Source organism: Pseudomonas sp. R25(2017), assembly GCF_002112565.1.
In the GTDB taxonomy this organism is placed as follows: domain Bacteria; phylum Pseudomonadota; class Gammaproteobacteria; order Pseudomonadales; family Pseudomonadaceae; genus Aquipseudomonas; species Aquipseudomonas ekonensis.
This window is the reverse complement of record NZ_NEHZ01000002.1, coordinates 282,928-308,719: the sequence shown is the minus strand read 5'-3', so window position 1 is coordinate 308,719 and position 25,792 is coordinate 282,928. Positions and strand designations below refer to the sequence as shown.

24 protein-coding genes, 4 tRNA genes and 1 pseudogene are annotated in these 25,792 nt (G+C 65.0%); 21 read left to right on the top strand and 8 right to left on the bottom strand.

Annotated elements, in window-relative coordinates:
- Nucleotides 1–225 precede the first annotated feature (225 nt).
- The 4 genes and pseudogenes from CAG31_RS03920 (at nucleotide 226) to CAG31_RS28895 (ending at nucleotide 4,628) form a co-directional block, all read left to right on the top strand.
- Entirely contained in the window at nucleotides 226–987 is a 762-nt protein-coding gene (locus tag CAG31_RS03920) for an SDR family oxidoreductase (RefSeq protein WP_085578155.1), read from the top strand.
- Between the two features lie 191 nt (nucleotides 988–1,178).
- Complete coding sequence (locus CAG31_RS03915) at nucleotides 1,179–2,552, top strand: PLP-dependent aminotransferase family protein (RefSeq protein ID WP_085578154.1); 1,374 nt, start codon at nucleotides 1,179–1,181, stop codon at nucleotides 2,550–2,552.
- Between the two features lie 108 nt (nucleotides 2,553–2,660).
- Nucleotides 2,661–3,770 (top strand): annotated as a pseudogene (locus tag CAG31_RS28900) (HAMP domain-containing protein); the annotation flags it as partial.
- On the top strand, nucleotides 3,747–4,628 hold the full coding sequence (locus tag CAG31_RS28895; RefSeq protein WP_371856089.1) for a methyl-accepting chemotaxis protein: 882 nt from the start codon (nucleotides 3,747–3,749) through the stop codon (nucleotides 4,626–4,628). The pseudogene CAG31_RS28900 and the gene CAG31_RS28895, both read left to right, overlap by 24 nt.
- A gap of 79 nt (nucleotides 4,629–4,707) precedes the next feature.
- Here the strand turns inward: CAG31_RS28895 and CAG31_RS03905 are convergent, their stop codons facing one another.
- Entirely contained in the window at nucleotides 4,708–5,466 is a 759-nt protein-coding gene (locus CAG31_RS03905) for a hypothetical protein (RefSeq protein ID WP_225927212.1), read from the bottom strand.
- A 387-nt stretch (nucleotides 5,467–5,853) separates the two neighbouring features.
- On the opposite strand from CAG31_RS03905, the gene CAG31_RS03900 reads away from it, so the two are divergent.
- The 4 genes from CAG31_RS03900 (at nucleotide 5,854) to CAG31_RS03885 (ending at nucleotide 6,266) form a co-directional block, all read left to right on the top strand.
- Nucleotides 5,854–5,929 (top strand) — tRNA-Glu (locus CAG31_RS03900).
- A gap of 2 nt (nucleotides 5,930–5,931) precedes the next feature.
- Nucleotides 5,932–6,007: transfer RNA gene (locus CAG31_RS03895), tRNA-Gly, on the top strand.
- 104 nt (nucleotides 6,008–6,111) lie between these two features.
- Nucleotides 6,112–6,187, top strand: a tRNA-Glu gene (locus CAG31_RS03890).
- Nucleotides 6,188–6,190: 3 nt separating this feature from the next.
- Nucleotides 6,191–6,266, top strand: a tRNA-Gly gene (locus tag CAG31_RS03885).
- A gap of 153 nt (nucleotides 6,267–6,419) precedes the next feature.
- On the opposite strand, the gene CAG31_RS03880 is transcribed toward CAG31_RS03885, so the two are convergent.
- From CAG31_RS03880 to CAG31_RS03865, 4 genes are all read right to left on the bottom strand, one after another.
- Nucleotides 6,420–8,159, bottom strand: coding sequence for a dipeptidase (locus CAG31_RS03880; RefSeq protein ID WP_085578151.1), 1,740 nt, complete (start codon nucleotides 8,157–8,159; stop codon nucleotides 6,420–6,422).
- A 199-nt stretch (nucleotides 8,160–8,358) separates the two neighbouring features.
- The gene (locus CAG31_RS03875; protein WP_085578150.1) at nucleotides 8,359–8,997 is read right to left on the bottom strand and encodes a LysE family translocator; all 639 of its coding nucleotides are present in this window, start codon (nucleotides 8,995–8,997) and stop codon (nucleotides 8,359–8,361) included.
- Nucleotide 8,998: 1 nt separating this feature from the next.
- Nucleotides 8,999–9,769, bottom strand: a complete 771-nt coding sequence (locus CAG31_RS03870; RefSeq protein WP_085578149.1) for a 2OG-Fe(II) oxygenase — start codon at nucleotides 9,767–9,769, stop codon at nucleotides 8,999–9,001.
- Nucleotides 9,770–9,858: 89 nt separating this feature from the next.
- Complete coding sequence (locus tag CAG31_RS03865) at nucleotides 9,859–10,485, bottom strand: hypothetical protein (RefSeq protein ID WP_085578148.1); 627 nt, start codon at nucleotides 10,483–10,485, stop codon at nucleotides 9,859–9,861.
- A gap of 90 nt (nucleotides 10,486–10,575) precedes the next feature.
- On the opposite strand from CAG31_RS03865, the gene CAG31_RS03860 reads away from it, so the two are divergent.
- Nucleotides 10,576–11,574, top strand: a complete 999-nt coding sequence (locus CAG31_RS03860; RefSeq protein WP_085578147.1) for a LysR family transcriptional regulator — start codon at nucleotides 10,576–10,578, stop codon at nucleotides 11,572–11,574.
- A 62-nt stretch (nucleotides 11,575–11,636) separates the two neighbouring features.
- Here CAG31_RS03860 and CAG31_RS03855 read toward each other — a convergent pair whose 3' ends face one another.
- Nucleotides 11,637–12,044, bottom strand: a complete 408-nt coding sequence (locus tag CAG31_RS03855; RefSeq protein ID WP_085578146.1) for a PA2817 family protein — start codon at nucleotides 12,042–12,044, stop codon at nucleotides 11,637–11,639.
- 88 nt (nucleotides 12,045–12,132) lie between these two features.
- Nucleotides 12,133–14,580, bottom strand: a complete 2,448-nt coding sequence (locus CAG31_RS03850) for an acyl-CoA dehydrogenase (protein WP_085578145.1) — start codon at nucleotides 14,578–14,580, stop codon at nucleotides 12,133–12,135.
- A 248-nt stretch (nucleotides 14,581–14,828) separates the two neighbouring features.
- On the opposite strand from CAG31_RS03850, the gene CAG31_RS03845 reads away from it, so the two are divergent.
- The 4 genes from CAG31_RS03845 (at nucleotide 14,829) to CAG31_RS03830 (ending at nucleotide 18,008) form a co-directional block, all read left to right on the top strand.
- Complete coding sequence (locus CAG31_RS03845; RefSeq protein ID WP_085578144.1) at nucleotides 14,829–15,500, top strand: transglutaminase family protein; 672 nt, start codon at nucleotides 14,829–14,831, stop codon at nucleotides 15,498–15,500.
- Between the two features lie 43 nt (nucleotides 15,501–15,543).
- Entirely contained in the window at nucleotides 15,544–16,167 is a 624-nt protein-coding gene (locus CAG31_RS03840) for a glutathione S-transferase family protein (protein ID WP_085578143.1), read from the top strand.
- Between the two features lie 132 nt (nucleotides 16,168–16,299).
- Nucleotides 16,300–17,232, top strand: coding sequence for an ABC transporter ATP-binding protein (locus CAG31_RS03835; protein ID WP_085578142.1), 933 nt, complete (start codon nucleotides 16,300–16,302; stop codon nucleotides 17,230–17,232).
- Entirely contained in the window at nucleotides 17,229–18,008 is a 780-nt protein-coding gene (locus tag CAG31_RS03830; protein WP_085578141.1) for an ABC transporter permease, read from the top strand. The genes CAG31_RS03835 and CAG31_RS03830 overlap by 4 nt, the downstream gene beginning before the upstream one ends.
- Nucleotides 18,009–18,092: 84 nt before the next feature.
- Here CAG31_RS03830 and CAG31_RS03825 read toward each other — a convergent pair whose 3' ends face one another.
- Complete coding sequence (locus CAG31_RS03825) at nucleotides 18,093–18,611, bottom strand: DUF2062 domain-containing protein (protein WP_085578140.1); 519 nt, start codon at nucleotides 18,609–18,611, stop codon at nucleotides 18,093–18,095.
- A 136-nt stretch (nucleotides 18,612–18,747) separates the two neighbouring features.
- Here CAG31_RS03825 and CAG31_RS03820 point away from each other — a divergent pair, with 136 nt between their 5' ends.
- The 8 genes from CAG31_RS03820 (at nucleotide 18,748) to murB (ending at nucleotide 25,602) form a co-directional block, all read left to right on the top strand.
- Nucleotides 18,748–20,991 carry a DNA internalization-related competence protein ComEC/Rec2 gene (locus CAG31_RS03820; RefSeq protein ID WP_085578139.1) on the top strand — a complete coding sequence of 748 codons (2,244 nt, stop codon included), beginning with the start codon at nucleotides 18,748–18,750 and terminating at the stop codon, nucleotides 20,989–20,991.
- Nucleotides 20,992–21,080: 89 nt separating this feature from the next.
- Complete coding sequence (locus CAG31_RS03815) at nucleotides 21,081–21,716, top strand: MotA/TolQ/ExbB proton channel family protein (protein WP_170929931.1); 636 nt, start codon at nucleotides 21,081–21,083, stop codon at nucleotides 21,714–21,716.
- On the top strand, nucleotides 21,713–22,141 hold the full coding sequence (locus CAG31_RS03810) for a biopolymer transporter ExbD (RefSeq protein WP_085578137.1): 429 nt from the start codon (nucleotides 21,713–21,715) through the stop codon (nucleotides 22,139–22,141). Before CAG31_RS03815 ends, CAG31_RS03810 begins: the two co-directional genes overlap by 4 nt.
- On the top strand, nucleotides 22,141–23,151 hold the full coding sequence (lpxK, locus tag CAG31_RS03805) for a tetraacyldisaccharide 4'-kinase (protein ID WP_085578136.1): 1,011 nt from the start codon (nucleotides 22,141–22,143) through the stop codon (nucleotides 23,149–23,151). The genes CAG31_RS03810 and lpxK overlap by 1 nt, the downstream gene beginning before the upstream one ends.
- Nucleotides 23,152–23,175: 24 nt before the next feature.
- Entirely contained in the window at nucleotides 23,176–23,361 is a 186-nt protein-coding gene (locus CAG31_RS03800; RefSeq protein WP_085578288.1) for a Trm112 family protein, read from the top strand.
- On the top strand, nucleotides 23,358–24,122 hold the full coding sequence (gene kdsB / locus CAG31_RS03795) for a 3-deoxy-manno-octulosonate cytidylyltransferase (protein WP_085578135.1): 765 nt from the start codon (nucleotides 23,358–23,360) through the stop codon (nucleotides 24,120–24,122). Before CAG31_RS03800 ends, kdsB begins: the two co-directional genes overlap by 4 nt.
- Nucleotides 24,122–24,586, top strand: a complete 465-nt coding sequence (locus CAG31_RS03790; RefSeq protein WP_085578134.1) for a low molecular weight protein-tyrosine-phosphatase — start codon at nucleotides 24,122–24,124, stop codon at nucleotides 24,584–24,586. The genes kdsB and CAG31_RS03790 overlap by 1 nt, the downstream gene beginning before the upstream one ends.
- Nucleotides 24,583–25,602 (top strand): UDP-N-acetylmuramate dehydrogenase, encoded by a 1,020-nt coding sequence (gene murB / locus CAG31_RS03785; protein WP_085578133.1) that lies wholly within the window; start codon nucleotides 24,583–24,585, stop codon nucleotides 25,600–25,602. The genes CAG31_RS03790 and murB overlap by 4 nt, the downstream gene beginning before the upstream one ends.
- Nucleotides 25,603–25,792 lie beyond the last annotated feature (190 nt).

The following is a 25,792-nucleotide window of genomic DNA, read 5'->3' as shown; positions in this document are numbered from 1 at the left end:
ACGGTGTGAAGCCTTGTTGATAGACCGTCATCGCCGATGCCGCAAGGTCGGCTGACAGGGCGAATGCAGGTTTATCCGATTCGGTGATAGTGCTGCAGGGGTATCCATCACTGGGATCCATGGGCCGCCAACGGGGCTCTTGATAGTGCTGACGCGCCGCCGGGCGTTGTGGCTATCCTCGACGCCGATGTTTCCCTGTGCTGACAATCCTTCGAGGACACAACAATGAGCATGACGTTTTCCGGCCAGGTTGCCGTAGTGACGGGCGCGGCCAACGGCATCGGCCGCGCCACCGCCCTGGCGTTCGCCGCCGAAGGCCTGAAGGTGGTGGTGGCGGACCTGGATGCGGCCGGAGGGGAAGGCACGGTGGCGCTGATCCGCGCCGCCGGCGGTGAAGCGACCTTTGTGCGCTGCAACGTCACCGTCGAAAGCGAAGTGAAAAATCTGATGGACGAAGTGATCAACGCCTACGGCCGTCTCGACTATGCCTTCAACAACGCCGGCATCGAGATCGAGAAGGGCAAGCTGGCCGAAGGCTCGATGGACGAGTTCGACGCGATCATGGGCGTCAACGTCAAGGGCGTCTGGCTGTGCATGAAGTACCAGTTGCCGCTGTTGCTGGCCCAGGGTGGCGGGGCGATCGTCAACACCGCGTCGGTGGCCGGGCTCGGCGCCGCGCCGAAGATGAGCATCTATGCCGCCTCCAAGCATGCGGTGATCGGCCTGACCAAGTCGGCGGCCATCGAGTACGCCAAGAAAAAGATCCGGGTCAACGCTGTGTGTCCGGCGGTGATCGACACCGACATGTTCCGCCGGGCCTACGAGGCCGATCCGAAGAAAGGCGAGTTCGCCAACGCGATGCATCCGGTCGGCCGCATCGGCAAGGTCGAGGAGATCGCCAGCGCGGTGCTGTACCTGTGCAGCGACGGCGCGGCGTTCACCACCGGCCATTCCCTGGCGGTGGACGGCGGCGTCACGGCGTTCTGAATGCAGGCGGGACAACGCCTCGGGAAACCCGCCTTCGTGCGGGTTTTTAGTTTTCAACTGGCTCGGTGAGCCATTTAAACATTGTATTTCAAATAGTTAGGGGAGCCCCTTTTGGCGGCGTTGTCGCACAACGTGCCCGGCGCCGCTGTGCTTTACTGCCGTCAGCAAAACGGACAGGAGTTGGCTTGCTCATGGAATTGAGAATTGATCGACAGGCACTGGTGCCCGTCGTCCAGCAGATCGTTGACGGACTGACCGAATGGATCCTGCAGGGCGACGTGGCCCCGTCCACGCGATTGCCGTCCGTACGGCAGATCGCGCGCTGCAACCTGCTCAGCCAGTCGTGCGTGGCCGAAGCCTGCGAGCGTCTGGTGGCCCAAGGCCTTTTGGCGGCGAGGCCGGGTTCGGGCTTCATGGTGGCCCCGGGAGGCTCGGTGAGATGTAGCGGCGCCGCCTATGCCGTGGGGGCGCCAGGCCAGGCCGAGGCGTTGATGCTGGGCTGCGGCGTGCTGCCCGAGAGCTGGCGCGAACCCGATGACCTCAGTTATGCGATCCGTCAGGTGGCCCGCACGGACATGGCCGGCCTGTTCAACTACGGCACGCCGCTGGGTCTGCCGGCCCTGCGCGCGCAGATCGTCAAACGCCTCAAGGGCCTGGACATCCAGGTCGGCGACGAACAGGTGCTGACCACGGCCGGGGCCAGCCAGGGCCTCGACCTGATCGTACGGGCGCTGTTCAAGGCGGGCGATAGCGTGCTCGTCGAGTCCCCCGGCTACGCGCCGCTGTTCGATCTCCTGCGGTTGCAGGGCGTGCGCATGCTCGAGGTGCGGCGGCTGCCCGACGGTCCGGACACCGAGGCGCTCGAGGCGCTGATCCGAAGCCTGCGGCCCAAGGCACTGTTCATCAACAGCCATCACCAGAACCCCACGGGCAGCAGCCTGGCGCCGGCGGTGGCCAGGCGGGTCCTGCAACTGTGCACGACCCACGGCGTGCGTCTGATCGAAGACGACGTCTACGCGGACCTGCATCATGGCCGAGGCGTACGGCTGGCGGCCCAGGGCGACGGGCAGGGCGTGATCTACGTCGGCAGTTTCTCCAAGACCCTCAGCAGTTCGCTGCGGGTCGGCTTCGTGGCGTCCGATGCCGACACCATCGCGCAGTTGGCCCGCGTCAAGACGGTCAGCAGCCTGGGCGGGTCGGGCTTCTGCGAAGCGGTGATGGCGAGCCTGCTGGCCAGCGGTGCCTACCGCAAACTGGTGCAGCGTCAGCGGCAGCGTCTGAGCACCGACCGCACGGCCGCGCTGGAGATGTTGGAGGAGGCCGATTGGGAGGTGTTCGGCAAACCGGCAGGGGGGCTGTTCATCTGGGCCCGCCCGACCCGGGACGACCAGGCGCGGGTGCGCGAGCGGGCGCGCGGTTGCGGCGTGATGCTGGCATCGGCCGATGCGTTCAGCCCCAGCGGCGAATGCAGCGACTGGCAGCGCATCAACGTGGCCTACGCATGCGATCCCCGGGCCCGGCGGTTCTTCCGGGGAGTGGCGGCAGATCGACCTCGAATGTTCTGAAAACGACGGGTGTCTAGCTTTTTGCCATTATTCCGACGCCAGAGACTTGTGCTGTTCCATGGCCGTTGCGAATCTTCGGCTACAGACAATGGCAGGGGACTACGCGCAATGATTTCGGCCGTGCAAGGACGTTTTGCCAACCTCGGTATGGCGAAAAAACTGGGTGTCGGGTTTGTTCTGGTGCTGCTGTTGACCGCCCTGGTGGCAGCCATCGGCGTCTGGTCCCTGCAAACGATCAGTCAGCGCTTCGACGGCCTCAAGCAGATGTCATCGCTCAACAGCGGCCTGCTCAAGGTGCGTCTGCTGGAGCAGGACTACGCGCTGCACGCCAATCCGAAAACCGTCGACGCCTTGCACGAGGGCGTCGACGGCCTGTTGGCCCTGGCCGCACAGCTCAAGGCGCAATCGGCGGTCAACGCTTCGGTGATGAGCGACGTCGAACAGTCGCTGGGCGCCTACCGCAAGGCGTTCGACGAGTTCGTGTCCCTGACCCAGGCCAAGGATCTGGCGCTGGAGATGGCCAGCTGGTCGGTGTCCAGCGTGGCCAACAACCTGGACGTGCTGCAGGCCGGTCTGGCCGATGACGGCGCGTACACCCTCAAGGATTCCGAGGGCAAGGACGGTGCGCAGTTCATTGAGCAGGCCAGCCAGGTCAGCCAGGTGTCGCGCCTGATGCTGCAGGCGATGAACGAGGCGCGGGTGCGCCTGGACCAGAGCCGCAAGGGCGATGCCGACAGCGCCGGCAAAGGCAACATCGAGCAGGCGGCCCAGGCCTTGTCCCAGGCCGAGCAGTTGAAGACGACGGTCAAGGACGAGGGCTATCTGACGGTGCTCAACGAGGTGTCCGGGCACATCGCCGGTTTCAACGACAAGCTGGCCGAGTACACCGGCCTGCTGGCTCAGGAAAAGACCGTGTACGAACAACTGCATCAGCGCGCCGCCGAGGTGGTGGCGCGGGTCGATCAGGCCTATGCCGACGAAGACGGCGCGATGCAGGCGGAACTGAAGAAAAACTCGGTGCTGATCGTCGGGTCTTCGGCGTTGGCGTTGCTGGTGGGCCTGGTCGCGGCCTGGGTGATCACCCGCCTGATCGTCGCGCCGCTGCGCAGCGTGATCCGTGTCGCGCAGCAGATCGCCGCCGGCGACCTGAGTTCGAAGGTGGAAGTGACCCGCCGCGATGAGATCGGCCAACTGATGGCCGCCATGCAGCAGATGGGCGACGGGCTCAGTGCCATCGTCAGCGGATTGCAGGCGGGCATCGAGCAATTGGCCGGTTCGGCGCAGTCGCTGTCGGCGGTCACCGAGCAGACCAACCTTGAGGTCAGCAGCCAGAAGGAAGAGACCGAACAGGTCGCCACGGCCATGAACCAGATGACCGCCACCGTCCATGACGTGGCGCGCAACGCTGAAGAGGCGGCGCTGGCGGCGCAGACGGCCGACGGCAAGGTCGAGAGCGGCCAGCAGGTAGTGCGCCAGAGCATGGCGCGCATCGAGCAGTTGGCGGAGTCGGCGACGACCGCTAGTTCCAGCATCGAAAGCCTCAGCGCGGAAATCCAGAACATCGGCACGGTGCTCGGTGTGATCAAGAGTGTCGCCGAGCAGACCAACCTGCTGGCGCTCAACGCGGCCATCGAGGCGGCCCGGGCCGGCGAGCAGGGCAGGGGCTTCGCGGTGGTGGCCGACGAGGTACGCGCGCTGGCGCGGCGTACCCAGCAGTCGACGGAAGAGATCGAGCGGCTGGTGAGCGCGCTCCGGGCGGCGGCGCATGCGTCGGTGCAGCAGATCCAGAGCAGCGGCGAACTGGTGAAGCTGGCGGTCAGCGATGCCCTGCAGACGGAAAGCGCGCTAGGCAGCATCGCGGCGGCGGTGTCGTTGATCCAGCAGATGAATCAGCAGATCGCGGCGGCGGCCGAGGAACAGAGTTCCGTGGCCGAGGAGATCAACCGCAGCGTGACCAGCATCCGGGCGAGCGCGGACCAGTCCTCGATTGCGATGCAGGGCAATGCGGCGTCCAGCGTGGAACTGGCGCAGCTGGGGCATGAACTGAAGGGGATGGTGGGGCACTTCAGGCTCTGAACCCCACGCGCGACGCGCCCCGGTTTATGCCAGCCACAAAAAAGCCACCTTGCGGTGGCTTTTCTCATTGCGGATCCGATCAGTCGTAGATCACACGTTTCTTCCAGTCCGCATCGGCTTCGACTTCCTTCAGGCCGGCGGTCAACTGGTTCTCTTCGCCTTCCACCGGCGCGATCTTGTCCATGACCTGCGCGTTGGCCCGGGCCAGGAGCTTTTCCAGGTACTCCAGCTGTTCGGCGTAGATCCGTGGGTCCTGCTGCTTGCGCAGGTACTGGACGCCGCGCTCGAAGGCCAGGCGGGCCTGGCCCGGCTGGTTCTGCTGCAGGAAGTGTTGGCCGAGGTTGTTGAAGAACTCGATGTGCAGCAGCACCAGGATATGGCGCACCTCGCGGACCCAGTGCTTGGCTTCGTTCGGCGGCAGGAAGCCGTCCTGGGCGGCGCGGGTGATCTGGCCGTGCAGGGCTTCGAGCAGGAAGCGCACGTCCTTGGCCTTGGCTTCGGTCTGGATCGGCGACGGCGGGTTGTTGACCGGGATCGATTCGCCCTGGGCCACCAGCGCGCTCAGTTCGGTGATGCGTGCCTTGGTGGTGGCGCTGGTCTTTTCCAGGTTCAGCAGGCGCTGGCAGACGTTCAGCTCCAGACGGGTCAGCAGCAGCTTGAGGGCCGGGGTCATGAACTGGCCGGGGAAGGTTTCGGTCAGTTCGCCGCAGCGGCGCAGGCGGTCGTTGAGCTCGACCTTGGTGCGGGCCTTCTCCAGTTTGTTGTTTTCCACCACATGGTTCATGTAGCCAATGGCGATCAGTAGGGCGATCCCGGCTACGACTAGCAGGGTGATCATGAGTGGTGTCACCGGTAAGACCTCTTTATAGGGTTCACGATCGAGTGTAGTGGCTAGGCATTTAAGCGCCTAGGGCCGCTCGACGAGTTGGATCGGCGTGGCTGAACCTGTATCGGCCAGGCGCCTGCTTATATGAATGCTGGCGCGTGGGGTTCAGATTGCCATCACCTATGCCGTGGACTATAGCGCCTTGGCGGGTGTCGGAATATAGGCGTCAAACGCCGGACGGCAGAAAAGCCCGGACGGCCTCTGAAAGCAGGTCGAAGTCATTGATTTAAATAAATTTATATCAGGGGGTTGACGACCTCTCAAACCATCCATAGAATGCGCGCCACTTGCAGCGTAAAGCACACAGCGAAACGAAGCAGGGAGTGAATGTTGTAGCGTGTCCCCTTCGTCTAGTGGCCTAGGACACCGCCCTTTCACGGCGGTAACAGGGGTTCGAGTCCCCTAGGGGACGCCAATGCGGGAATAGCTCAGTTGGTAGAGCACGACCTTGCCAAGGTCGGGGTCGCGAGTTCGAGTCTCGTTTCCCGCTCCAATTTTAAACGGCACTGCTTTCGGGCAGGGTCGAGTGAAACCAGAACCAAGTCTTCGGATGCGGATCTGGACACCGAAACACACACCATGTGTTCCGGGTAGCGTGTCCCCTTCGTCTAGTGGCCTAGGACACCGCCCTTTCACGGCGGTAACAGGGGTTCGAGTCCCCTAGGGGACGCCATTTGCGGGAATAGCTCAGTTGGTAGAGCACGACCTTGCCAAGGTCGGGGTCGCGAGTTCGAGTCTCGTTTCCCGCTCCAATTTCACAGAAACGCCGCTCAGAGATGAGCGGCGTTTTTGTTTGTCCAGAGTTTGTGTGGCCTGTGGGCGCGAGCCTGCCCGCGCTGACGGTGCGTCAGCCAATGCAGCGCTGAAGGGTCGGGCCCGCCGCTCGGGCAGGCCCTGTCATCTCCTCAAAGCGTCGGCAATTGCCCGATGCGTCCCATCATTTCCGTCACGATCTGCAGATCCAGCAAAAACTGCTCGTTGGTCTTGAACTCGCCGTCGGTGTGGCCGGTGTACTTCTCTTCAGGCCGGGCCAAGCCGAACTGCACGCCGTTGGGCAATTCGTGCACCGACGTGGCGCCGGCCGACGTGCCGAACTCATGCTTCATGCCCAGGTTTTCGCTGGCCACGGCCAGCAAGGCCTTGACCCACTCGCCTTCGGGGTTGCGGTACATCGGTTCGGCCACCGAGTAGTCGAAGTTGACCGCGACCTTGTTCTTCTTGCTCCAGGCCGCCAGCTTGTCGGCGATTTCCGTCTTGAGCACCTCCGGCGTCTTGCCCTTCGGCACGCGCAGGTTCACCGCCAGCTTGAAGTCTTTCTCGTCTTTCCCGACATAGGTCAAGGAGGTGGTCAGCGGCCCCATGAACGCATCCGAGAAGCCCACGCCCAGCTTGTTGCCCTTGTAGTCCAGGCCCCAGTTGTCGGCGGCGTAGCGGGCCGCATCGGTGTAGGCGTTGCGCTTGAGCGCGACTTTGCCGTCGAGGCCGTGAATGAAATCGAGCATCCGCGCCACCGGGTTCACCCCGGATTCGGGTTCGGAGGAGTGGGCGGAAACACCGGTGACCGAGAGTTTGACGTCCTTGCCGTCGACCTTGGCGCTGACCTGGAAGTCCCCGCCGTTGCGCTTGGCGTACTCATCGCCGGCCTTCTGCAGGCCGGCCGCCAGTTCGGCGGGCTTGTCGGTCACCAGGGTGACGACCGAAACCGAAGGAATCTGGTTGGTCGCCAGGCCGCCGGTCATCGAAACGATCTCGGCGCCCTTGCCCTCGGCCTTGCGCAGAGGGAAATGGGCCATCACGGTGCCGTAGCCCTTTTCGGCGATCACCACCGGGTAGCCGCCGTCCAGCGCGAGGTTGTACTCCGGCGTCGGGTTGCGTTCGAAGTAGTAAGGGATCGCATCGCCGGTGGTCTCTTCGGTGGTGTCCACCAGCAGCTTGAAGTTGCGCGCCAGCGGCAGCTTCTCTTCCTTGATGACCTTCATCGCGTACAGCGTCACCACAATGCCGTTCTTGTCGTCTTCGGTGCCGCGTCCGTACATGCGGTCGCCGATCACGGTGACCTTGAACGGGTCGAGGCGGGTGCCGTCCTGCAGAACCCAGTTCTCCGGCGTCACCGGCACCACGTCGGCGTGGGCGTGGATGCCCACGACTTCCTTGCCGCTGCCTTCCAGGGAGATCTCGTAGACGCGGTTGTCGATGTTGCGATAGTTCAGGTTGAACGCCTGGGCGAGGCTTTTGATCTTGTCGGCGATCTTGATGAATTCAGGGTTCTCGTGCTGGGCGACGCCGTCCTTGCGGAAGGTCGGGATCTCCACCAGTTCGCGCAGGGTCTCCTTGGCCGCATTGCCGTACTTGACCCGGGTATAGAGGCCGAGCAGGCGATGGATCTCGTTGCGTTGTTCGGCGGTCAGGTCCTTGTTGTCGAGGAATGCCTTGATGGCCGGGCCGACGTCTGCGGTGTTGCCCAGGTCGCTCTTGGCCAGGTTGCCCAGAAACTGCCGGAAATCGGTGGCCGGCGTCTCGCTGAAGGTTTTGATGATGGCCGCGCTCTGCTGCGGCGTGACGTTGGCGGCGGCAGGCAGGGCGAGCGCGGACAGGCCGGCCAGGATCAGGGTCGAAGCGGCTAGGCGCTTGAAGGGGACGTTCATTGCTGTGGGCATTCCTTTGCAGGCGGTGAGTGGGAAATGTCTGAACGATCAGACAGATACTTTTCCAAACTAACACCGCCATCCCACGATAGGGGAGCCCCGGAAACGGGATCTGTCGCACAGAACCGCAAATTCGGCGCAGAAACGAAAAAGGCCCGACCCTGACTGGCGGGTCGAGCCTTTCACTGATCCGACTGTGCTACATCGACAACACCAGACGCCCGGCAAACAGAATCAGGATCACCCCCATGCTGCGCTCGAACCAGTGTCCCAGGCGCATGAACAGCAGGCGCACCCGGCTGCTGGAGAAGAACAGCGCGACGATCACGAACCACAAGGCGTTCACGCTGCACATCCAGACGCCGTACAGCGCCTGTATTTCAAGGGGCGTGGTGGCGCTGATGACGGTGGTGAAGATCGCCAGGAAAAACAGCGTGGCCTTGGGGTTGGTGGCGTTGGTCAGGAACCCGGTGGTGAAGGCCTTGAACAGCGACTGTCCCTCAGGCGTTTCGGTCGTGGGCTTGTCTCCTTCCAGGGCCGACTTGGGCTGGCTGCGGATCAGGCTGATGCCGAGGTAGAAGATGTAGGCGCCGCCCACCACCTTGGCCACCGTCAGCAGCCAGGGCGTGGCGTGCATCAAGGCGCCGACGCCCAGCAGGGTGTACAGCACGTGCACGGAAATGCCTGCGCCGATGCCCAGCGCCGTGCAGATGCCGACCAGCCGGCCGAAACGCACGCTTTGGCGGATGGTGACGGCGAAGTCCGGCCCGGGAGCGACCACGGCCAGAAAGTGGATAGTGGCCAGCGCGAGAAACTCGCCCAGATAGTTCGATTGCATTTCAGCTCCAGAAAGTCAGGGGGGAAGCGTTGCCGCGGTAGCCCACGAAGAAGGACAGGCTCAGGCGCGGATCGGCCACGCCGGGCGTCACCGAATGCATGCGCCGCGAGTTGAACATGATGAAATCCCCCGGCTGCGGCCGCACTTCCAGCGCTGGCGGGCCGAGTAGCTGCGGGTCGATGCCGTAGCTGTCGCCGCGCATTTCGTCGAACCGGTCGGGGGAGATGTCGTCGTTCCACATCTGCAGCGCACCGCCTTCGGTCGGCATGTTCAGGTACACGTTGCAGGCGAACTGCGCCGCCAGGCTCTTGGCCTGGAAACTTTCCGGCGCATCCTTGGCGAAAATGTCGTGGTGGGCCAGGAAGCACACGCCCGGCTTCACCACCCGGGAGAGGCCGACGTACATCTTGCGGCCGTAGAGGTTTTCCAGATGGGCCCCGGCGGGCCAGGATTCGTCGAGCATGCAGCGCAAGGTGTCGACCGGCGAAGAGTAGGGCGCGCAGCGGTTGCGCAACTCAGCGATGTTGCTGGTGGCGCGCTCGAAGTAGTCCTCGATCAGCAGCGGCTGGTTTTCCGCCTCGTAGAAGGCCATGCCGATGCGGCCGATGCTGGGGGCGTTGATGTAGCCCTCGAAGCCGGGGGCCAGGATCTTGTCGCCAATCTGGATCGCCAGCGCCTGGGGCAAAAAGCCTTTGACGCGGATGGCGAGGACTTCTTCGTTGGCCAGTTTTTTTATGCACGTCTCATCGAGACGCTCGACGTCAAGCATCATGTTGTCAGGTCCATCTATCGAATAGTCAACGGAACCGGCGAAGGCGGTTCCCCGGCGTCGGACGCTGCGCAAGTCAGCGTCCGAAATGCTCAATCCACGCTGTAGTGGACGGATAACGTGCCCTTTTTCTGCGAAAGGGACGCGATCGTGACTGTGCCCAAATCCTTCAGGCTACGTACATGGGTGCCGCCGCAGCCGTAGGCCGGCAGCGCACCGAAACCGATTTCCCGTGCGCCTTCGCGCAGGGAGGTCAAGCGGGGCAGGTCGTGTTCGATCCATTGCCCGATGCCGTACTGAACGGTCTGCGCGTCGACTTCCTGCGCTGCGTCCCCCGGCTTGAACTGTACCCGGCCTTCGTCCGGCCAGTGATGGGCCTTTACGGGCGTCCAGCCCAGGGCCTGCACGAAATGGCCGATCAGGTGGCCGGCCGAATGCATGCGGGTGTTGAAGCGGCGGCGTTGTTCGTCGACGCGGATCTGCACCATGCCCGGCGCAACCGGCCGGTCGACGTAGTGGACGATCCGCTCCGGCTCTTGCACCACGCGCAGCACCTGGCTTTCGCCGATCCATCCGGTGTCGCAGGGCTGGCCGCCGCCTTGCGGGTGGAACAGGGTCGCGCGCAGCACCACGGCGAATCCGCTTTCGTGGGGCGTGCAGTCGAGGACTTCCACATTGGCCTTGAGGTCATCACTATGGAAAAAGAGGCGGAGCGTCATATTCCATGCCCTTATTAAAGTTTCTTTTTTAATTATATGAATCGTGCAATAACGTGATAATCCGTTCAAAGATCAAAGGACTGTTGCGCTGTGAGCATAAATCTACCGCTGCCGCTGCTGGGTGAAATGGCGATCTTCGTCAAGGTCGTGGAGACCGGCAGCTTCTCCGAGGCGGCCCGCCAACTGGGCTCTTCGCCATCGGCGGTCAGCCGCAGCATTTCCCGTCTGGAGAAGGCTCTGGCCACGCGGCTGCTGCAGCGCACCACACGCAAGCTGCGCCTGAGCGACGGCGGGGAAGAGGTGTTCAAGCGTTGCCGGGAAATGGTCAGCGCCGCCAGGTCGGTGATGGAAATCAGTGGCCAGTACACCCATGAGGCCGAAGGGCTGGTGCGGGTCAGCGTGCCGAAAGCGGTGGGGCGGTTCGTGATCCATCCGCACATGCCGGAGTTCTTGCGCCGCTATCCCAAGGTCGATGTGGAATTGTTGCTGGAGGACCGTCAGGTGGATCTGATCGACGATCATGTCGACCTGGCGATCCGCATCACCGACCGCCCTCCGGCCGGGCTGGTCGGGCGTCAGTTGCTGACCATCGACCATCTGTTGTGCGCCACGCCGCAGTATCTGGCCGAACACGGCACGCCGACCCACCCCCACGATTTGCTCAACCACAGTTGCATCTATCTGGGCGAAACCCCGAGCGATGCGCGCTGGAAGTTCAAGAAAGGCAGCAAGTCAGTGACCGTCGGCGTACGCGGCCGGTATGCCGCCAACCACACCGGCGTGCGCTTGGGGGCGGTGCTGCAGCACATCGGGATCGGCAGCCTGCCGTACTTCACCGCCCGTTATGCCCTGGAGCAGGGCCTGGTCGTGCAGGTGCTGCCGGACTGGACGTTCCTGGCGTCCTACCACGGCGGGTTGTGGTTGCTGCATTCGCCGACGCGGTATTTGCCGCCCAAGCTGCGGGTGTTCATCGACTATCTGGTGGCGTGCCTGGAAAAGGAACCGACCCTGAGCAAGCCCGGCAAGCCGGGTGGCGCGAACAAGGTCATGGCCGCCTACGAACTGCCGGAAAGCGACGGCCTGCTGTAGGCAAGCGCAATGAAAAGGCCCGCATGGACAACCATGCGGGCCTTTTCGTATCACCGGGAGACTCAGTGCTTGATGTCTTGGTCCGGCATCGCCAGCAACTGCTTTTCCTGGTTCCAGTCGAACGGTTCGTCGTTCTGTTCGGCTTCGTAGCGACGCTCTTCCAGCGCCTGGTAAAGGTCGATCTCTTCGTCGGCCAGGTAGTGCAGGCAGTCGCCGCCGAAGTACCACAGCAGATCCCGCGGGATCAGGTGGGCGATCTGCGGGTAGCGGCTGATGATCTGGCACAGGATGTCCTGGCCCAGGTACTGGCTCTCGATCGGGTCGACCGGCAGTTGTGCGCGGAGCTCGTCGAAGCGCTCCAGGAACAGGGCATGGCTCTCTTCAGGCACTTGATCAGCCTCGCCCACGGCGACCAGGATGGTGCGCAGGTGGTCGAGCAAAACCAGATGATCGGCAACGATGTTGGACACGGGATAAGTCCTCAAGAGCAAAACGGGCGCGGAGTATAAAGCCACCGCGCCCCTTTTTCACGGTCAAAGCGCCGCAGGGCCCGAAGGCTCAGCGCACCTTGCCTTCGGCCAGCGCCAGTTGCGCCTTGTCGAAGTCATCGACATCGATCACCTTGCGTCGCGCCGCCTCGGCGTTGCGCAGGGTCTGGGCCTCCATCGGCTGCAGCACGCCGGCCTCCAGCGCCGCTTCGATGGCATGTTCCCCTGCGGACGGTCTGACCTGACCACTCTTGAGCGCCGTGTGCAGCTTTTTGTGCAGCGGCTGCGCAGCCGACAGCAGGTCGCTGGCGTGCTGCAGGGCGCCCACCGGATCCTCGGCCGACTGCGGTCGATAGCAGCCGCCCAACAGTTCCTCCAAGGCCGGATCTCCCTTGGCGCGGCCGATGACGGCCGCCACTTCGGCGCCGAGCCTGTCCGACGGGCCCTTGTGGCGTCGGCCGAACGGAAACACGACAAGCCGCAGCAGGCAGCCGAACACCCGGTTCGGGAAGTTGGTCAGCAACTCGTCCAGCGCCTTCTCCGATTGGCCGAGGCTTTCCTCCATCGCCCAGGTGAACAGCGGCTCCATGTGCTCCGGTGAGTCCAGGTCGTGGTAGCGCTTGAGCGCCGCCGAGGCCAGGTACAGGTTGCTCAGCACATCGCCCAGCCGCGCCGACAGCCGTTCGCGGCGCTTCAGTTCGCCGCCCAGCAGCATCATGCTCAGGTCGGCCAGCAGGGCGAAGGCCGCCGCCTGGCGGTTGAGCGCGCGGAAATACCCTTGGCTGAGCCGGTTTCCCGGCGCCTTTTCGAAGTGGCCCAGGCCCAGGTTCAGCACCAGGGTGCTGGCGGCGTTGCCCACGGCGAAGCCGATGTGCCTGAGCAACAGGCCGTCGAACTCCTTCAGTGCCTGTTCCTTGTCTTCGCGGCCGGCCAGGGCCATTTCCTTGAGCACGAACGGATGGCAGCGGATCGCGCCCTGGCCGAAGATCATCAGGTTGCGCGACAGGATGTTCGCGCCTTCGACGGTGATGAAGATCGGCGCGCCGTTCCAGCTGCGCCCCAGGTAGTTGTTCGGGCCCATGATGATCGCCTTGCCGCCGTGCACGTCCATGGCGTGGCTGATGCATTCGCGGCCGCGTTCGGTGAGGTGGTACTTGAGGATCGCCGACAGCACCGAAGGCTTCTCGCCCAGGTCCACCGCATTGGCGGTCAGCATCCGCGCGGCGTCCATCATCCAGGCGTTGCCGCCGATGCGCGCCATGGCTTCCTGGATGCCTTCGAAGGCGGACAGCGGCACGTTGAACTGCTCGCGAACCTGCGCGTACTGCCCGGTCACCAGGCTGGTGAACTTGGCCGCGCCGGTGCCGACCGCCGGCAACGAGATCGAACGCCCCACCGACAGGCAGTTCATCAGCATCATCCAGCCCTTGCCGAGCATGTCCCGACCGCCGATGAGGAAGTCCAGGGGGATGAACACGTCCGTTCCCGAGTTCGGTCCGTTCATGAACGCCGCGCCCAGCGGCAGGTGGCGACGGCCGATGTTCACGCCGGGGGTGTCGGTGGGGATCAGAGCCAGGCTGATGCCCAGGTCCTCTTGGTCGCCCAGCAGGTGATCGGGGTCATAGGCCTTGAAGGCGAGGCCGAGCAGGGTGGCGACCGGGCCGAGGGTGATGTAGCGCTTTTCCCAGTTCAGGCGCAGGCCGAGGGTTTCCTCGCCTTCCCACTGGCCTTTGCAGATGATGCCGGTGTCGGGCATGGCGCCGGCGTCGGAGCCGGCGAGCGGCCCGGTGAGGGCGAAGCACGGGATGTCGTCGCCACGGGCCAGGCGCGGCAGATAGTGGTTGCGCTGCTCGTCGGTGCCGTAGTGCAGCAGCAGCTCGGCCGGCCCCAGGGAGTTGGGCACCATGACCGTTGAGGCGAGGTCGCCGCTGCGGGTGGCCAGCTTCATCGCCACCTGGGAGTGGGCATAGGCCGAGAAGCCCTTGCCGCCGAACTCCTTGGGAATGATCAGGGCAAAGAAGCCGTGTTCCTTGATGTGCGTCCAGGCTTCGGGCGGCAGATCCATCGCCTGGCCGATCTGCCAGTCGCTGACCATCGCGCACAGTTCTTCGGTGGGGCCGTCGATGAACGCCTGTTCCTCTTCGGTCAGCTCGGCCTTGGGATAGGACAGCAGCTTGTCCCAGTCGGGACGCCCGCTGAACAGTTCGCCGTCCCACCAGACCGTGCCGGCGTCGATGGCGTCGCGTTCGGTCTGCGACATCGGCGGCAGGGTCTTCTGGAGCCAGGCGAACAGCGGTGCGCTGAAGTGCCGGCGACGCAGGTCCGGCAGCAGCAGCGGGGCGGCGACCAGCGCCAGTACGATCCATAACACCAGCAAGAGCCCGCCGGGAGCCCGCCCGAAAATGCCCATGGCCAGCAGGTAGGCGGCGACGATGCCCAGCGCCGGCAGCGGTGCGGTCCGGCGATGGGCGAGATACGCCACGCCGACGATCAGAACCAGTATCCACAACAACAGCATATTGAGTCCTCCGTGAACCAGGGCAAAACGACCTCCCAGAGCTTAGACGGCATCCGCGAAAACGGACGGTCGGATCGGGCTGACTGAACGCGTGGGAAGCCCCGGATGGCTTTCGTAAGTTCGGTGGGCAACAGCTGTGGGAAATCGTTCGTCAATCCCGCAGCTTTGCGTGCATGTTTGGCCGAAACGTCGTTATCTCTGCGCCCGGGCGCTCGCTAGACTCGGGATTCACCCAGGAGATAACCGTCATGCGCGAGTATTTGAGTCCCGGCCGCTTCATTGATAGCGACCACCCCGCGGTGGTGGAGTTCGCAGAACTGCACCGTGGCCCGGACCGCGATCCGCGCGCGCAGGCGGTCAGTCTCTATTACGCCGTGCGCGAGGCGGTGCGCTACAACCCCTATACCTTCAGCCGCGACCCGGACACCCTGCGCGGCAGTTATGCCCTGGCCGCGGGCGAGAGCTATTGCGTGCCCAAGGCCACGCTGCTGGCCGGTTGCGCACGGCATTGCGGGATCGCCGCGCGCATCGGCCTGGCCGACGTGCGCAATCATCTGTCGACCCCGCGCCTGCTGGAGCTGCTCAGGAGCGATGTGTTCGCCATGCACGGTTACACCGAGCTATTCCTGGACGGCCGCTGGGTCAAGGCCACGCCGGCGTTCAACCAAGGGCTCTGCGAGCTGTTCAACGTCGCGCCGCTGGAGTTCGACGGGGTTCATGACAGCGTGTTCCACCCCTACAACCGCGACGGCGAACTGCTGATGGAGTACCTGGTGGATCACGGCCAGTTCGCCGACGTGCCGGACGACTTGTTTTTCGGGCATATCAGGCAGTGCTACCCGCACCTGTTCGGCGAGGGGCAACCGCCGTTGCTGGGAGAAATGCAGGGCGACCTGACGTGTGATGCCAAGGGCGGCTGATCCGGCGTATGCTGCCCGCCCGTTCAATGGAAAGGAGGCGGTCATGCTGAAGATCTGGGGTCGCAAGAATTCGTCGAATGTCAGGAAACCGCTGTGGGCCGCCGAAGAGCTGGGGCTGGCCTACGAGGCGATCGATGCCGGCGGCGCGTTCGGCGTGGTCGATACGCCGCAGTACCGGGCCATGAACCCGAACGGCCGGGTGCCGGTGATCGAGGACGACGGTCTGGTGCTGTGGGAGTCCAACGCCATCGTCCGTTACCTGTTGGCCACGCATGCGGCCGGCACCGCCTGGTATCCGGCCGATCCGCGCACCCGCGCCGTCGCCGACAAGTGGATGGACTGGACGACCTCCAGTTTCGCCGGGCCTTTTCGCACCGTGTTCTGGGGTGTGCTGCGCACGCCGGCCCAGCAGCAGGACTGGCCGGCGATCCACGCCGCCGTCAAGGAATGCGAAGGGCTGCTGGCGATGGCCGACGAAGCCCTGAAGCAGCAGCCGTACTTATCCGGAAACGAAATCGGCATGGGCGACATTCCGCTGGGCAGTTTCATCTATGCCTGGTTCGAAATGCCCATCGAGCGGGCGCCGCTGCCGCACCTGCAGGCCTGGTACGAGCGACTGAAGCAGCGTCCGGCTTACCGCAAGGCGGTCATGACCGCGTTGACTTAATACCTACTATCGACACACTTGACTGTACTTGTGCGGCGACGGCAAGCACCATGGCGCCCATGCGTCGCGGTTGTTTCCCTCGCCGCCGGCTTTTCCCCATTCCATATTTCCTTCTTGGTGCGTAAATCCGATATGAGTTCCGCTCTGTCCATCCGGCAGCTAACCAAAACCTACGGCAACGGGTTCCAGGCCTTGAACGGTATCGATCTGGACGTCGCCGAAGGTGATTTCTTCGCCTTGCTCGGCCCCAACGGCGCCGGCAAGTCCACGACCATCGGCATCCTGTCGACCCTGGTGAACAAGACCAGCGGCACGGTCAACATTTTCGGCAACGACCTGGACAAGAACCCCGCCGCGCTCAAGCGCTCGATCGGCGTGGTGCCCCAGGAGTTCAACTTCAACCAGTTCGAAAAGACCTTCGACATCGTCGTGACCCAGGCCGGCTACTACGGCATCCCGGCGCGGATCGCCAAGGAGCGCGCCGAGCAGTACCTGACCCAGCTCGGCCTGTGGGACAAGCGCGACGTGCCGTCGCGTTCGCTGTCCGGCGGCATGAAGCGGCGCCTGATGATCGCCCGCGCGCTGATCCACGAGCCGCGCCTGTTGATCCTCGACGAACCGACCGCAGGCGTCGACATCGAACTGCGCCGCTCGATGTGGAGCTTCCTCACCGAGCTCAACCAGAAGGGCATCACGATCATCCTCACCACGCATTACCTGGAGGAGGCCGAGCAGCTGTGCCGCAACATCGGCATCATCGACCACGGCACCATCGTCGAGAACACCAGCATGCGGCAACTGCTCGGCCAACTGCATGTGGAGACCTTCCTGCTCGACCTCAAGACCGGCCTGCAGGCCGCGCCGCAACTGGCCGGCTATCCGTGCCGGCTGGTGGACGGCCACACCCTGGAGGTCCAGGTCGACAAATCCATGGGCATCACCGCGCTGTTCGGCCAACTGGCCCTGCAGAACATCGAAGTGTTGAGCCTGCGCAACAAAACCAATCGCCTCGAGGAGCTGTTCGTGTCTTTGGTCGAGAAGAACCTGTCGAAGGTGGCGGTATGAGTTCCGAACTGCGCCCCAACCTCGTCGCCCTGAACACCATCGTCTACCGCGAGGTCAAACGCTTCACCCGGATCTGGCCGCAGACCCTGCTGCCGCCGGCGATCACCATGGTCCTGTACTTCGTGATCTTCGGCAACCTGATCGGTCGGCAGATCGGCGACATGGGCGGCTTCACCTACATGGAGTACATCGTGCCGGGGCTGATCATGATGTCGGTGATCACCAACTCCTACGGCAACGTGGTGTCGAGCTTTTTCGGCAGCAAGTTCCAGCGTTCCATCGAAGAACTGATGGTCTCCCCGGTGTCGCCGCACACGATCCTGGTCGGCTACACCCTGGGCGGCGTGCTGCGCGGCCTGATGGTGGGCATCATCGTGACCCTGCTGTCGCTGTTCTTCACCCGCCTGCAGGTGCATCACCTGGGCGTGACCGTGCTGGTGGTGATGCTGACCGCGACGATCTTCTCGCTGCTGGGCTTCATCAACGCGGTGTTTGCGCGCAACTTCGACGACATCTCGATCATCCCGACCTTCGTGCTGACCCCGCTGACCTACCTGGGCGGCGTGTTCTATTCGATCAGCCTGCTGCCGCCGTTCTGGCAGACCGTGTCGCTGGCCAACCCGGTGCTGCACATGGTCAACGCGTTCCGCTACGGGATCCTCGGCGTGTCGGACATCAGCATCGGCACCGCCATCACGTTCATGCTGGTGGCCACGGTGGTGCTGTACATCGGTTGCGCACGGTTGCTGGTGAGCGGGCGCGGGATGCGCACCTGACTCTGTGGGAACCAGCCCGCTGGCGATGGCTGCACACCAGGCACCCCAAAGAAAACGGCCTCCAGTGATGGAGGCCGTTTGCGTTCATGGCATTCGGTTCTTCTTGCGGCGCGCCCATTGCCGGGCCACCCACCAGCGCCAGTACATCATCACCGTGAAATAGGCGAGGGCGCCCAGCGCCAGCCCTGTCACCACCGACCCCAGCAGGAACGGCTTCCACAGGGTGGAGAGTTCGCCGCTGATCCATTCCCAGGTCAGTTCGTCGGGCAGGGTCCTGGCCGGAACGTCCATCAGCCACGCGCCGGCCTGATAGGTGCAGAAGAACACTGCCGGCATGGTGATCGGGTTGGTCAGCCAGACCAGGCTGACGGCGATCGGCATGTTGCCGCGCACCATGATCGCCAGCACGGCCGCCACCAGCATCTGCGCCGGGATCGGCAGGAACGCCGCGAACAGGCCGACCGCCATGGCGCGGGCCACCGAGTGGCGGTTGAGGTGCCAGAGGTTGGGGTCATGCAGCAACGTGCCGAGAAAGCGTAAGGACTTGTGTTCCTTGATGCTCGTCGGATCGGGCATGTAACGTTTGAATAGGCGCCGGGGCATAAGGCTTCTCGGTCGGTCAAGGCGGCAAGTATGTCTGGATTCTAGAAGCGGCCCATTCAGACTTTGTGACAATTGTTGACGACGCCAGGATCCCGGATCCGCTATGCCTGAAGGCGGGACTCTCAAGGACGGGCGTATGCGCACAGGGATGATGGCGCTGGCAGCCGGTCTGCTGGCCCCGGTTTTTTTGCCGGCCTTGCCGCCGGTCGGGCTTTTGTGGGCGATGCCGGTGGCGGTGCTGATGCTGCTGCCGTTTCGCAGCTACCCATTGGCTTTTCTGCTGTTCGGTTTCATGTGGACGGGCCTCGGCGCCCATTGGGCGTTGGACGACCGCTTGCCGGCGGCGCTGGAGGGCGAGACCCGTTGGGTCGAGGGGCGGGTGACCGGCCTGCCGCAGAACGGCGCAGGCGTGGTGCGGTTCGAGCTGGCCGACGCCCGTTCGCGCCATGAACGGCTGCCGGCGAAGATGCGCCTGGCGTGGTACGACGGGCCGCCGGTCAACAGCGGCGAGCGCTGGCGGCTGGCGGTGAAGCTCAAGCGCCCGGGCGGCCTGCTCAATCCCGACGCCTTCGACCCCGAGGCCTGGTCGCTGGCGCAGCGCATCGGCGCGACCGGCACGGTCAAGGACGGCCAACGGTTGTCGGCGGCGCAGGGGGCCTGGCGCGACGGCGTCCGCCAGCGCCTGCTCGCCGTGGACGCGCAGGGCCGCAATGCCGCGCTGGCGGCGCTGGTGCTGGGCGACGGCTCGGGGCTGGCGCGCGAAGACTGGCAGATCCTTCAGGACACCGGCACCGTGCACCTATTGGTGATCTCGGGCCAGCACATCGGCCTTTTGGCGGCGGTCGTCTATGGGCTGGTCGCCGGCCTGGCGAGGTGGGGCCTGTGGCCGGTGCGTTGGCCTTGGTTGCCGTGGGCCTGCGGCCTGGCGTTCGCGACGGCCCTGGGATACGGGCTGCTGGCCGGGTTCGACGTGCCGGTGCGGCGCGCCTGCGTGATGGTCGCGCTGGTGCTGCTGTGGCGCCTGCGCTTTCGCCATCTGGGCCTCTGGTGGCCGCTGCTGCTGGCGTTCGACGCCGTTTTGCTGATGGATCCGCTGGCCAGCCTGCGCCCGGGGTTCTGGCTGTCGTTTGCGGCGGTGGCGGTGCTGATCTTCACCTTCGGCGGACGTTTGGGGCCATGGCGATGGTGGCAGACCTGGACGCGGGCGCAATGGCTGATTGCGCTCGGGCTGTGCCCGGTGCTGTTGGCGCTGGGCTTGCCGGTCAGCCTCAGCGGGCCGCTGGTCAACCTGTTGGCGGTGCCCTGGGTCAGTCTGGCGGTGCTGCCGCCGGCCTTGCTCGGCACCTTGCTGCTGCCGGTTGCGCCGGTGGGAGAAGCCCTGCTGTGGCTGGCCGGCGGACTGATCGAGGGGCTGTTCCGCGGTCTGGCCGTGATCGCCGGGCAATGGCCGGCATGGACGCCTGCCATGGTCTCGGGCTGGGTCTTGGCGGCGGGAGGGCTGGGGGCCTTTCTGCTGCTGTTGCCCAGGGGTGTGCCGATGCGCCCCTTGGGCTGGCCGTTGCTGTTGCTGCTGGCGGCGCCGCCCCGGGAACGGCTGGACGAGGGCGTGGCCGACGTCTGGCAGCTCGATGTCGGGCAGGGCCTGGCGGTGCTGGTGCGTACTCGCCATCACGCGTTGCTGTTTGACGCCGGTCCGCGCATGGGCGATTTCGATGCCGGTGAGCGGGTGGTGTTGCCGGCCCTGCGCAAACTGGATGTCGGGCGGCTGGACCTGCTGTTGCTCAGCCATGCCGACGCCGACCATGCCGGCGGAGCGCAGGCGCTGATGCGCGGGCTGCCGGTCGGCCGGGTGATGAGCGGCGATCCGGGAGGGCTTCCCGCCGGATTGACGGCGGAGGCGTGCGCCAGCGGTCGGCAATGGCAGTGGGACGGCGTCGGTTTCCGGCTGTGGCAATGGGACGCGGCCCATGACAGCAATCAACGCTCTTGTGTCTTGCAGGTCGACGCCGCCGGTGAGCGCCTGCTGCTGACCGGCGACATCGATGCCGCCGCCGAGCGCGCCCTGCTCGACAGCCCGTTGGCGCAGCCGGTGCGCTGGCTGCAGGCGCCGCACCACGGCAGCCGCACGTCATCGTCGATGGCGTTGCTCAGGGGCTTGCGTCCCGAGTCCGTGCTGATTTCCCGGGGGCAAGGCAATTCGTTCGGCCATCCGCACCCCACCGTGACCGCGCGTTACCGCCATCAGGGCATCCACGTCTACGACAGCGCCCGGCACGGCGCCATCCACCTTCGGCTCGGCCGGTTCCAGCCGCCCCGTACGCTGCGCCAGCAGCGACGGTTCTGGCGCGACGCGCCGCCGCCGGCCGAGACGCACCGTTGAGCCGCCGCAGGGCACGGTCGTCGGAGCGACGGGTCGTCATCGCGAACCGGTATGGTAAAGTGGCGCACTTTTTCGAGGGGGCTGTCACTGTGTGGGAATTGGTCAAATCCGGCGGCTGGATGATGTTGCCGATCATTCTGAGTTCCGTCGCCGCCATGGCGATCGTCGCCGAGCGCCTGTGGACCCTGCGGGCCAGCCGCGTGACCCCGGAGCACCTGCTCGGTCAGGTCTGGGTGTGGATCAAGGACAAGCAGCTCAACAAGGAAAAACTCAAGGAACTGCGCGCCAATTCGCCGCTGGGCGAGATCCTCGCGGCGGGCCTGGCCAACTCCAAGCACGGTCGCGAGATCATGAAGGAGTGCATCGAGGAGGCGGCCGCCCGGGTCATCCATGAGCTGGAGCGCTACGTCAACGCCCTGGGCACCATCGCCGCCATGGCTCCGCTGCTGGGCCTTTTGGGCACGGTGCTGGGCATGATCGACATTTTCAGTGCGTTCACCGGCTCCGGCATGACCACCAACGCGTCCGTACTGGCCGGCGGCATCTCGAAGGCGTTGATCACCACGGCGGCGGGCCTGATGGTCGGCATTCCGTCGGTGTTCTTCCACCGTTTCCTGCAGCGGCGCATCGATGAGCTGGTGGTGGGCATGGAGCAGGAAGCGATCAAGCTGGTCGAGGTGGTGCAGGGCGACCGTGACGTCGACCTGGCCGGAGCCAAAGCGTGAAGTTCCGTCGCAAGCCCCGGGAAACCATCGACATCAACCTTGCGTCGCTGATCGACGTGGTGTTCATCCTGCTGCTGTTTTTCGTCGTGACCACCACGTTCACCCGTGAGACCCAGCTGCGCGTCGACCTGCCGGAAGCGGTCAGCGGTTCGCCCGCCGAAGACCAGCAGGTCAAGCAGTTGGACGTCGCCATCAACGCCGAGGGCGTGTTCTCGGTGAACAACCGGATCCTGCCGAAGAGCGATCTGGCGACCCTGATGGAAGCCATGCAGAAGGAATCCAACGGCGACACCAACATGCCGTTGTCGATCAGCGCCGACGGCAAGACCCAGCACCAATCGGTGATCACCGCCATGGACGCGGCCGGCAAGCTCGGTTTCAGCCATCTGCGCATGACCACGGTCGAGGCGGCGCCCAAATCCTGATGGCCATGTCCGATCGATTGCTCGCTGCCTGGTACGCGGGGCATCCGGCCCTGAGCCTGCTGCGGCCGCTGGAGTGGCTGTACCGCCGCGTCGTCGACGGCAAGCGCCGGCGCTTCCTGGACGGCGAAGGCGCGATCTATCAGGCGCCGGTGCCGGTGGTCGTGGTCGGCAACATCACGGTCGGCGGCACCGGCAAGACGCCGATGATCCTCTGGCTGATCGAGCACTGCCGGCGCAGCGGCCTGCGGGTCGGCGTGGTCAGCCGCGGTTACGGCGCCCGGCCGCCGCAATTTCCTTGGCGGGTCGAGGCCGATCAGGGCGCCGACGTCGCCGGCGACGAGCCGTTGCTGATCGTGCGGCGCACCGGCGTGCCGCTGATGATCGACCCCGACCGCAGCGCTGCCGTCAAAGCCTTGCTCGAGCGCGAGCCGCTGGATCTGATCCTGTCCGACGACGGCATGCAGCATTACCGGCTGGCCCGGGACCTGGAGCTGGTGCTGATCGACGCCGCCCGCGGCCTGGGCAACCGGCGCTGCCTGCCCGCAGGGCCGCTGCGCGAACCGGTCGAGCGCCTGCAGAGCGTCGACGGCGTGCTGTACAACGGCGCCGCCGCCGACCGCGACGACGGTTTCGCCTTCCGCCTGCAACCCACGGCGTTGGTCAACCTGCGCAGCGGCGAACGCCGGCCGCTGGATCATTTCCCTGCCGGCCAGGCCCTGCACGCGGTGGCCGGGATCGGCAATCCGCAACGTTTCTTCAATACCCTCGAAGCGCTAGACTGGCGACCGGTTCCGCATGCGTTTGCCGACCACGCCGAGTACAGCGTGCAGGCCTTGAATTTCACGCCGTCATTGCCGTTGGTGATGACCGAGAAGGACGCGGTGAAGTGCCGCGCTTTCGCCGCCGCCGACTGGTGGTACCTGGCGGTCGATGCCGTGCCGTCGCCGGCCTTCGTGGCCTGGTTCGACACCCAACTGATGCGCCTGCTGCCGGATCGGCTTTTGCCTTAAACCGTTTTCATCCAGGGAATGTTCATGGACACCAAACTGCTCGACATCCTCGCGTGCCCCGTCTGCAAAGGCCCGCTCAAGCTCAGCGCCGACAAGACCGAACTGATCAGCAAGGGCGCAGGCCTGGCCTACCCGATCCGCGACGGCATCCCGGTGATGCTCGAAAGCGAAGCCCGCACCCTGACCAGCGACGAGCGCCTGGACAAATGAGCACAGCGTTCACCGTCGTCATCCCGTCGCGCTTCGCCTCCACGCGCCTGCCGGGCAAGCCGCTGCTGCCGATCGCCGGCAAGCCGATGATCCAGCACGTCTGGGAACAGGCGAGCAAGAGCGGTGCCGACCGCGTGGTGGTGGCCACCGATGATGCGCGCATCGTCGAGGCCTGCAAGGGGTTCGGCGCCGAAGTGGTGCTGACCCGCGAAGACCACAATTCCGGCACCGACCGCCTGGCCGAAGTGGCCGCGAAACTGGGCCTGGCGCCGGACGCCATCGTGGTCAACGTGCAGGGCGACGAGCCGTTGATCCCGCCGAGCGTGATCGACCAGGTGGCCGCCAACCTCGCGGCCCACACCGAGGCGCGCATGGCCACCCTGGCCGAGCCGATCGAGGACGTGGACACGCTGTTCAACCCCAACGTGGTCAAGGTCGTCAGCGACCTCAACGGCCTGGCGCTGACCTTCAGCCGCTCGACCTTGCCGTGGGCCCGCGATGCGTTCGCCAAGAGCCGCGAGCAATTGCCGGAGGGCGTGCCGTACCGCCGCCACATCGGCATCTATGCCTACCGCGCCGGGTTCCTCCAGGACTTCGTGAACTGGGGCCCGTGCTGGCTGGAGAACACCGAGTCCCTGGAGCAGCTGCGTGCCCTGTGGCACGGCGTGCGCATCCACGTGGCCGACGCGCTGATCGCACCGCCGACGGGGGTCGACACCGCCGAAGACCTCGAGCGCGTCCGTCGCCTGCTGGAGGCCTGATGCGCGTTCTGTTCGTGTGTCTGGGCAACATCTGCCGCTCGCCCACCGCCGAAGGCGTGCTGCGCCACAAGCTGCGCGAAGCGGGGCTGGCGGGGCAGGTCGAAGTGGCCTCCGCCGGCACCGGCGACTGGCACGTCGGCAATCCGCCGGACAAGCGCAGCCAGGCGGCGGCGAAGCTGCGCGGCTATGACCTGTCGGCCCAACGGGCGCAGCAGGTCAGTCGGGCCGACTTCGCCAGCTACGACCTGATCCTGGCCATGGACAACAGCAACCTGCGCAACCTCAAGGCGATGCAGCCGTCTACCGGTAAGGCCGAACTGGATCTGTTCCTGCGCCGCTACGAAGGTGAGGTCGATGAAGTGCCGGATCCGTACTACGACGGCGATCAGGGTTTCGAGCAGGTGCTTGACCTGATCGAGCGCGCCTGCGACCAACTGCTGATCGAAGTGAAGGGGCGGCTATGAGTCTGTCGGTGCAACCGCAGGTTTCCCTGAAGCCGTTCAATACCTTTGGCGTGGACGTGCGGGCGCAGCTGTTCGCCGAAGCCCGCAACGATGCCGATGTGCGTGACGCGCTGGCTTATGCGGCGCAGCAGGACGTGCCGCTGCTGGTGATCGGCGGCGGCAGCAACCTGTTGCTGACGGCGGATGTGCCGGCGCTGGTGCTGCGCATGGTCAGCCGCGGGATCCGGGTGGTCGGCGACGACGGCGACCGTGTGGTGCTGGAAGCCGAGGCCGGGGAGCCGTGGCATCCGTTCGTGCAGCACACGCTGGCGCTGGGCCTGTCGGGCCTTGAGAACCTCAGCCTGATCCCCGGCACCGTCGGGGCGGCGCCGATGCAGAACATCGGCGCCTATGGCGTCGAGATCAAGGACGTGTTCGCCGGCCTGACGGCGCTGGATCGCCAGACCGGAGCGTTGCGCGATTTCACGCTGGCGGAGTGCGGGTTCGCCTACCGCGACAGCGTGTTCAAGCAGCACCCTGGTCGCTGGCTGATCCTGCGGGTGCGCTTCAACCTGAACCGGGCGGCCCATCTGCATCTGGAATACGGGCCGGTGCGTCAGCGCCTGACCGAACAGGGCATCGAGCAGCCGACCCCCAGCGACGTGAGCCGCGCCATCTGCAGCATCCGCAGCGAGAAACTGCCGGATCCGGCGGTGCTCGGCAATGCCGGCAGTTTCTTCAAGAACCCGCTGGTGCCGGCGCACACGGCGGCGCAGATCAAGGCGCAGCACCCGGACCTGGTGGCTTATCCGCAGGCGGACGGTCAGGTGAAGCTGGCCGCCGGTTGGCTGATCGAGCGGGCCGGGTGGAAGGGGTTCCGCGAGGGCGACGCGGGGGTGCACAAGCTCCAGGCCCTGGTGCTGGTCAACTACGGCGCGGCCACCGGGCTGCAACTGTTCGACCTGGCGCAACGCATCCAGAAAGACATTGCGGAACGTTTCAATGTCGAGCTGGAAATGGAGCCCAACCGGTATTGAGGCTACGCTTCCAAGGCCCGGCCCAAAGCCCTGCACCGGACACCGGTGCAGGGCTTTTTTGTTAATGCTGGGTTAACTTAGCGAGCTAACGATACGAGTCATTTGCTTCACCAAAGGCCCGGTGCAGACGTATGCCGTCGGCACAAGAGAGCCGCATTAGCCTGAGTCGATCTGCACGAACCACCGCCGT